This is a genomic window from Lysobacter sp. 22409 (assembly GCF_052045105.1).
Classification (GTDB): Bacteria; Pseudomonadota; Gammaproteobacteria; order Xanthomonadales; family Xanthomonadaceae; genus Lysobacter; species Lysobacter antibioticus_B.
Map to the genome: position 1 here is coordinate 211550 of NZ_JBQEOE010000004.1, position 6111 is coordinate 217660.

At 66.7% G+C, this 6111-nt stretch carries 5 protein-coding genes and 1 pseudogene; 2 read left to right on the forward strand and 4 right to left on the reverse strand.

The window, feature by feature from the left end; translation table 11 throughout:
• The 4 genes and pseudogenes from ACTJJK_RS03860 to ACTJJK_RS03875 all read right to left on the reverse strand — a co-directional run.
• A pseudogene (locus ACTJJK_RS03860) lies at positions 1-327 on the reverse strand (plasmid replication/partition related protein); the annotation flags it as partial.
• 145 nt (positions 328-472) lie between these two features.
• Positions 473-1840: an XVIPCD domain-containing protein gene (locus tag ACTJJK_RS03865; RefSeq protein ID WP_440729513.1), complete on the reverse strand. Its 1368-nt coding sequence runs from the start codon at positions 1838-1840 to the stop codon at positions 473-475.
• Positions 1837-2457 carry a hypothetical protein gene (locus ACTJJK_RS03870; protein WP_223620760.1) on the reverse strand — a complete coding sequence of 207 codons (621 nt, stop codon included), beginning with the start codon at positions 2455-2457 and terminating at the stop codon, positions 1837-1839. The genes ACTJJK_RS03865 and ACTJJK_RS03870 overlap by 4 nt, the downstream gene beginning before the upstream one ends.
• Positions 2458-2557: 100 nt before the next feature.
• Complete coding sequence (locus tag ACTJJK_RS03875) at positions 2558-3169, reverse strand: response regulator (protein WP_031370056.1); 612 nt, start codon at positions 3167-3169, stop codon at positions 2558-2560.
• Between the two features lie 772 nt (positions 3170-3941).
• Here ACTJJK_RS03875 and ACTJJK_RS03880 point away from each other — a divergent pair.
• Positions 3942-5069: a type IV secretion system protein gene (locus ACTJJK_RS03880; RefSeq protein ID WP_440729514.1), complete on the forward strand. Its 1128-nt coding sequence runs from the start codon at positions 3942-3944 to the stop codon at positions 5067-5069.
• Entirely contained in the window at positions 5069-5590 is a 522-nt protein-coding gene (locus ACTJJK_RS03885; RefSeq protein ID WP_440729515.1) for a DUF4189 domain-containing protein, read from the forward strand. The genes ACTJJK_RS03880 and ACTJJK_RS03885 overlap by 1 nt, the downstream gene beginning before the upstream one ends.
• The last annotated feature ends 521 nt before the right edge of the window (positions 5591-6111 follow it).

Genomic DNA, 6111 nt, shown 5'->3' on the forward strand with positions numbered 1-6111 from the left:
GGCGCGCTCGGCCAGGATCTCGCGCTTGCGCAGAGCCAGCACGCCGCGCTGGAAATCGGAGACGCTGCGCCGGCCGAGGTGCTGGTCGATCATCCACAGGTAGACGTCGTCGATCGACTGGAAGCGCGGGTTCTGCACGGTCTGGAACGGCAGGCCGTGCTTGCGGCAGATGCCGTAGCGGTTGTGGCCGTCGACCAGGACGTCGCCCCACAGCACCAGCGCGTCGCGGCAACCCTCGGCGAGGATGCTGCGCTCCAGCGCTTCGTGCTCTTCCTCCGTCAGCGGGTCGATATAGGCTTTGAGCTCTTGGTTGACGAGAATTTCCATGACGGGCACTGCAACTTCGGGCGCGGCATTGTAGGCAGATGCGGCCCATCGGTCAGCCCTGTGCCCATCCTGGCCTGCCGCCTTGCCGGTTGCGCCGGTGTTGGCGCGGTGTAGCGGATGAGCCGGATCGCCCCCTGCGGCAGGCTCAGTGGGGGCGCATCGGCGCTGGGCGGGTCCGGTCCTGGGCGTCGGGCGCCAGGACTGGCGCGGGCGCCTGGGTGTTCAGGGCAGCGAGTGCGCGCAACGATTCGGCGACCGGCGTCTTCGCCGCGTCGGCGGCCGCCATCTGCGCGCGGATATGGGCTGGGTCGCGCGGATCGCCCTGGACCACAAACAACTGCTCGGGCTGGCCCGGAGCGTGGCCGGCGACGACCTGATCGACACGGCTCAAGCCGCTGCGCTTGACCAGCACCAGCAGGCTTGCGGCGGTGCGTTCGCCGTCTTCGCCGTACCCCAGGCCCTGGCCTTGATGGATCGCGGCGACGCCGGCGCGGACCTGCCCGTACAAGCGGTGGTCCGGATGCTCGGCCAAGCGTGGGTCGCTGGAGGCCGCGGCCGGCATCGGCGGCAGGCGCCGCGCCGTTTCGTCGAACGGATTCTGCGGCCGATCGGGCAGGTGGCGCAGCAGTTCTCCGGCCACGCCGCGCGCGCCTTGCGCGAGCGCCACCGCGATCGATGCGCCTTCGCGGGTCAACAGCATGTCGCTGCGGTACTTGTCGAACATCGGCCGATGTTGCTGCGCCAGTCGTTGCGCCTGCGGGTCGTCGAGCACCGAGCGGTCGCGCCGCCCCGCACCGTCGATCGGGAGAAAGTGGTGCATGCGGTGCGACTCCCAACCGGCCGCTGCCGCAGGCAGGGCGTAGCGGATGTCGAGGCGGTCGCCGTTGTCGGCATAGCGGCCGACCCGGGTCAGCGTATCGACCTCTTGTTCGACCGCGTACATGCGGACCCGGCCGAAATGCCGGCCGGCGGCGCTGACCATGTCGCCGGCCATGACGTGATTGAGCACCTGGATGCCGCCCTCGGGGATGCGATCGCGCAGGCTTGCGGCGCCATAGGGGTTGAAGGTCTCGCCGCCCAGACCGAAACGGTAGGCGCTGATCTGCGCCAGGCAACCGCCGAGCGAATGACCGGTGACCGACACCGGCACGTCGCGGCCGAGTTCGTGCTTCAAGCCCTGCGCATATTCCACGGCGCGGCGGGTCAGGCCGATGGCGTCGTCGGCCTGGCGGTTGACGCGTGCGGCGATCATGCCGCCGTCGGCGAGCAGACCGTCCTTGACGAACTCGCGGCCGAATTCGGTGCCGCGGTGCGCGACCACGATGGCGCCGGTGTCGAGGCGTTGGTAGATCGTGCCCTGGTAACCGGACGGGCGGTCGACGTGCTCGACGACTTTGTAGGTCACCTCGTCGATGCGCACTTTCTCTTCCAGCCCCCTGGCGCGGCGACCCGGTTGGTAGGGGCTGTAGGCGTCGCTGGCGAGGTTCGCGTACTGCTGGCTGTTCGTGCTCATGGCGTGCTCGCCCTCGGAATGAAGGTGACGGAGAAGACGTCCGCGCGGATCTCCTCGCGGTAAGTGCGCGGACCTTGGTAATCCAGGGCGACCGCATCCTGCGGATTGACCCGCGGACGCCCGTCGCGCCAGAAATGCAGGGTGCTGCCGCGCCCGGACAGCAGCGCCTCGCCCGGCAGCGTCGGGTCGATGGCGATGTCGCGATGCTCGCGGTCGGCGAGGTGCAGGCTGACGTGGAGCGCGGCGAGCTTCCAACGGCAGACGCCGAGGCCGTGGTAATCCTCGTCGCGCATCGCATCGGCGTGCACGGCGATGACATAGCGGTTGGCCGCCGTGCGGATATAGGTTGCCGGCAAGCTGTGTCGGGGCATCGGCCGTACTCCGGTGCCCGCCAGCTCGGGCACGCAGGACAGGTCCGTTACCTCGTACTGGGCCGCGCCCTGCAGCGTCAACACCGGCCCGGGCGCATCGTCGAGGCGCAGGGTGATCTCGTAACGTTGCTGCGGGTGCGGATTGCGTCGGTAGTGCGGCATGGTCGGCTCGGAGACATTGGAGCAAGCGCCGAGGGCCAGGGCGAAGACGAGGACCAGGCCGGGCGTGGCGGGGGTAGGGCGCATGCAAGCTGGTGGCGAAGGTGGATGAGCGCCGCTGCGGCAACGACTCGGCAGCGCCGCTGTCGTCGCAGCGGTCGATGGCGCCGTGCGCGGTGTCGCGCGGTCAGGCCAGGCCATGCTCGACCGCGAGATAGACCAGGGACGCATCGCCCCTGACGTCGAGCTTGTCGAACACGCGCGAGCGGATCGTGCGCACGGTCGACTCGGTGACGCGCAACGAATCGGCGATGCGACGGATGCTTTCGCCCTTGACCATCAGCATCGCGACCTCGAGTTCGCGCGGGCTGAGTTGGTCGAACGGCGAAGAGTCGAACAACACCTGGCAGGCCAGGGCGTTGTCGAGGAAGCGCCGGCCGCTGGCCACTTCGCGCACGGCACGCAAGACCACCAGCGGATCGCTGGTCTTGCTGACGTAGCCCAGCGCGCCCGCGGCGAGCAAGCGCCGCGGAATCGGGCTGCGTTCGAGCATCGAGACGATCAGTACCTTGCGCTCGGGGTCCTGTCGCAGCAGGCGGCGGGTCAGGTCGAGGCCGTCGGTATCGGGCAGGTCGAAATCGCACACCACCAGGTCGATGGCGAACGTCGGGATCAAGGCCAGCGCATCGCGACCGTTGGCGGCTTCGCCGACCACTTCGATGTCGCCCGCTTCTTCCAGTACCCAGCGCATTCCGGTGCGCATGAGGGGGTGATCGTCGATCATGAAGACGCGGATCATTACGAACTCTCTTGCCAAGTCAGATCCATCTGGATGACATCTAATCTCAATAAAACCCCAGAGTTGGCAAGCATCGCTTCTCGAATTTGCTTTGTGTCCACAAGAACGTAGACATTTGTCTACAAGGCGTGGCCAAACGCGCACAACGAATCAGAGTTTTCCTACAACGCATTCCGGAATTCCGGTGCTAGCCTCACTCACGGATTCGATGTCGTTGCGATGCATCTACAACGACGACGCAGCCCGCGACCTCATTCGCAGACGGAGGCTTGCGAACGGCGACGAAACGCTCGCACCGCGGTCCCGTCGCGGCGGATATCCACTCTGGAGCGCGGGCCTGCCGTCCTGCGATTCGGGCGGCGCGACCCGGGCAACGCGACTTGCATGGCGCGACCCGGGCCGCTCGATTCGTAAAGCACCATCCGGAAGCACGATTCGTAAAGCACGGCTCGTAAAGCACGAACCGGAAAGCACGGTACGTACAGCACGACCTGGGAAGCACGGCCCGAACCACGCGATCCGAACCGTCGCCGTAAACAACAGCCTTCGAGGCGCACGCATCACATTGCCGCACGACGCAATGGCCGCGCCATCGGGCAGTGGGGCCATCGCGGGTCCGTGTGCGTGGCTGCGATTCGTAAGGTTTTTCCAGGCCGGAGTAGCGCCTTCCGGATGGCTGCGCAGCATGCGCAGACCCAAGGCAGCGCGGTAATCAGGCACCGGTCAGCGGGCCGTCCCGTCGGCAAGCCCGGCCGCAACGAAGGGGAACGCAATGGCAGGGATGGATCGGGTGTCGAATGGGCTGCATGAGGCGTATCTCGCCGGCATCCAGTCGGGGCTGGGCGACTTCGCCTTCTACAAGCTGATCGACGGCTACTTCAGCCACGAGATCGATGCCTTCGGCCTGCAGCTGATGGGGCGAATGATGGCCTGGGCCAGCAGCGTCGTCCTGACGCTGGTGACCTTGTGGGTGCTGCTGGCGGGTTACCGCATCGTCACCGGGCAATCGCGCGAGCCGATGATGGCCTTGGTCGTCAATGCGATGCGGATCGCCGTCATCGTGTCGGCCGCCACCGGCATGTCGATGTTCGGCGGCAGCCTGCACGGCTTGTTCACCGACAGCCTGGATCGCGAGATCCATCAGGTGTTCACCGGCATCGAGGGGCGGACCGCCGCCGACAGCATCGACGAGAACCTGGCCTATACCCAGGTCGCCCTAGCGGCGATCGATGCGGTGCAGGTCGTCGACGGCGACGATGCGATGCGTGAGGAGAAGGCGCGAGCCTTGCTGTTCGCCGGCGTCGGTTCGGCCAGTCCGGCGATGACGGCCGGCGCGATGTTGCTGCTGTACAAATTCGGCATCGCCGTGTTCATCGGCCTCGGCCCCTTGTTCATCCTGTGCCTGCTCTTCGAGCAGACCAAGGAACTGTTCCGCAAGTGGTTGCTCTATGGCCTGGGTACGTTGTTCTCGATGGCGACGCTGAGCGTGGTCACGGCGATGGCGATGAAACTGCTGGCGAAAGTGGCGGTCGCGTTCTGGGTGTCGAAGGCGTTCAACGGCATCGTCGGTCTCGACGCCGAGGGCATGACCAGCCTGGCGATGCAGCAGGGCGGCATCGGCCTGATCCTGACCACCTTCATCGTCGTCGCACCGCCGGTGGCAGCGGTGTTCTTCAACGGCACCATGGGCAACTTCGTGCATTACTCGGCGTTCGGCGGCGGTGCCGGCGCCGCATCGGCGCAGTCGGGCCAGGCCTCGGCCGGGTCGCATTTATCGCCGCAGTCGGGCAGCGAGCAGCGCGCCGCCACGCCGGCCTTGATGACCGGGGCGGCGCACGAACTCGGCCGGCCGCCGTCGGGGCGCGAGTCGCGCGGCGAAGATTCGGTACGCAGGGGCTGATGGCGATGCGCGGGCGTCCATCCAAGTACCGCAAACCGGCGATCTGCATCGCCGCGTTGGCGTTGTCTGCCGTGTCGGCGGGGGCTGCCTGGGCCGAAGGCGGCTGCCCGCCTGGCATGGTTCCCTACACCGCGGCCTCGCCGAACGCCTGCGCGCCGATGCCCAATAGCCTCGCCCCGCGTGGGACGGCGGGTCCGCGTTGGGCCAGCCAATGGGGCGCGCTCGCCTTCGATGCGGCCGCCGGCATCATGGGTGCGGCCAGCGACACGCGCAGCAAGCGCGAGGCCAAACGCATCGCCCTGGAGGATTGCCGCGCGCGCGGCGGCCAGGCCTGCAAGGTCGAGATGAGCTATCGCGACAGCTGCGTGGTGGTGGTCGCCGGCGATCGCCAATCGGACACGACGACCGCAAGCAGCGCCGAACGCGCCGCGGAAATCGGCTTGGGCGCTTGCGAGGCGCGCAAGGATCGGCGTTGTCAGTTGTACTACGCGGAGTGCAGTTTTCCGGTGCGGGAACGTTAGCGATGTAGTGTCGTATCGCCGAGGTGGGCGATGCGATTGCATCGTTTCGATTCTTGCCTCTTGCGCGGGGGATGAGCCGCAAGACCCTACGGCGCGGCCGCGGCTTGTGACCGCAGGAAATTCCTGTGGGGCGCGGCTTCTGCCCCGGAGCAGCGTTGCCTTCTTTGCCTTTGCCTTTGCCTTTGCCGTTGCCGTTGCCGTTGCCGTTGCCGTTGCCGTTGCTGTTGCTGTTGCTGTTGCTGTGCGTCGCAGCGCCCTCGCGAAGGCGGCGGAAGACCCGGAGGGCGGCCCGCATGGATGCGGGCCGTTTTTCATCGGGACAGGGATGTCCCGTATGAAAAATCCCCGCGTCGGCGTCGCTCGTGCGGGCCTGTGATTCAAAGCAAAAGCATTTTTCTTTGGTTACTTTCTTTTGTTGCTTTAGACAAAAGAAAGTAACCCGCCGCTTTAGTGGCGGAAGCTCTTATCGTTTGATCTTGATATCGCTCGATTGTTCGAGGCGCCGCAAGACCTTCGCAGCG

Coding starts and splice junctions, on each gene's coding strand:
- ACTJJK_RS03875 (WP_031370056.1), bottom strand. CDS start 3,169: ATGATCCGCGTCTTCATGATCGACGATCACCCCCTCATGCGCACCGGA.
- ACTJJK_RS03870 (WP_223620760.1), bottom strand. CDS start 2,457: ATGCGCCCTACCCCCGCCACGCCCGGCCTGGTCCTCGTCTTCGCCCTG.
- ACTJJK_RS03885 (WP_440729515.1), top strand. CDS start 5,069: ATGGCGATGCGCGGGCGTCCATCCAAGTACCGCAAACCGGCGATCTGC.
- ACTJJK_RS03865 (WP_440729513.1), bottom strand. CDS start 1,840: ATGAGCACGAACAGCCAGCAGTACGCGAACCTCGCCAGCGACGCCTAC.
- ACTJJK_RS03880 (WP_440729514.1), top strand. CDS start 3,942: ATGGCAGGGATGGATCGGGTGTCGAATGGGCTGCATGAGGCGTATCTC.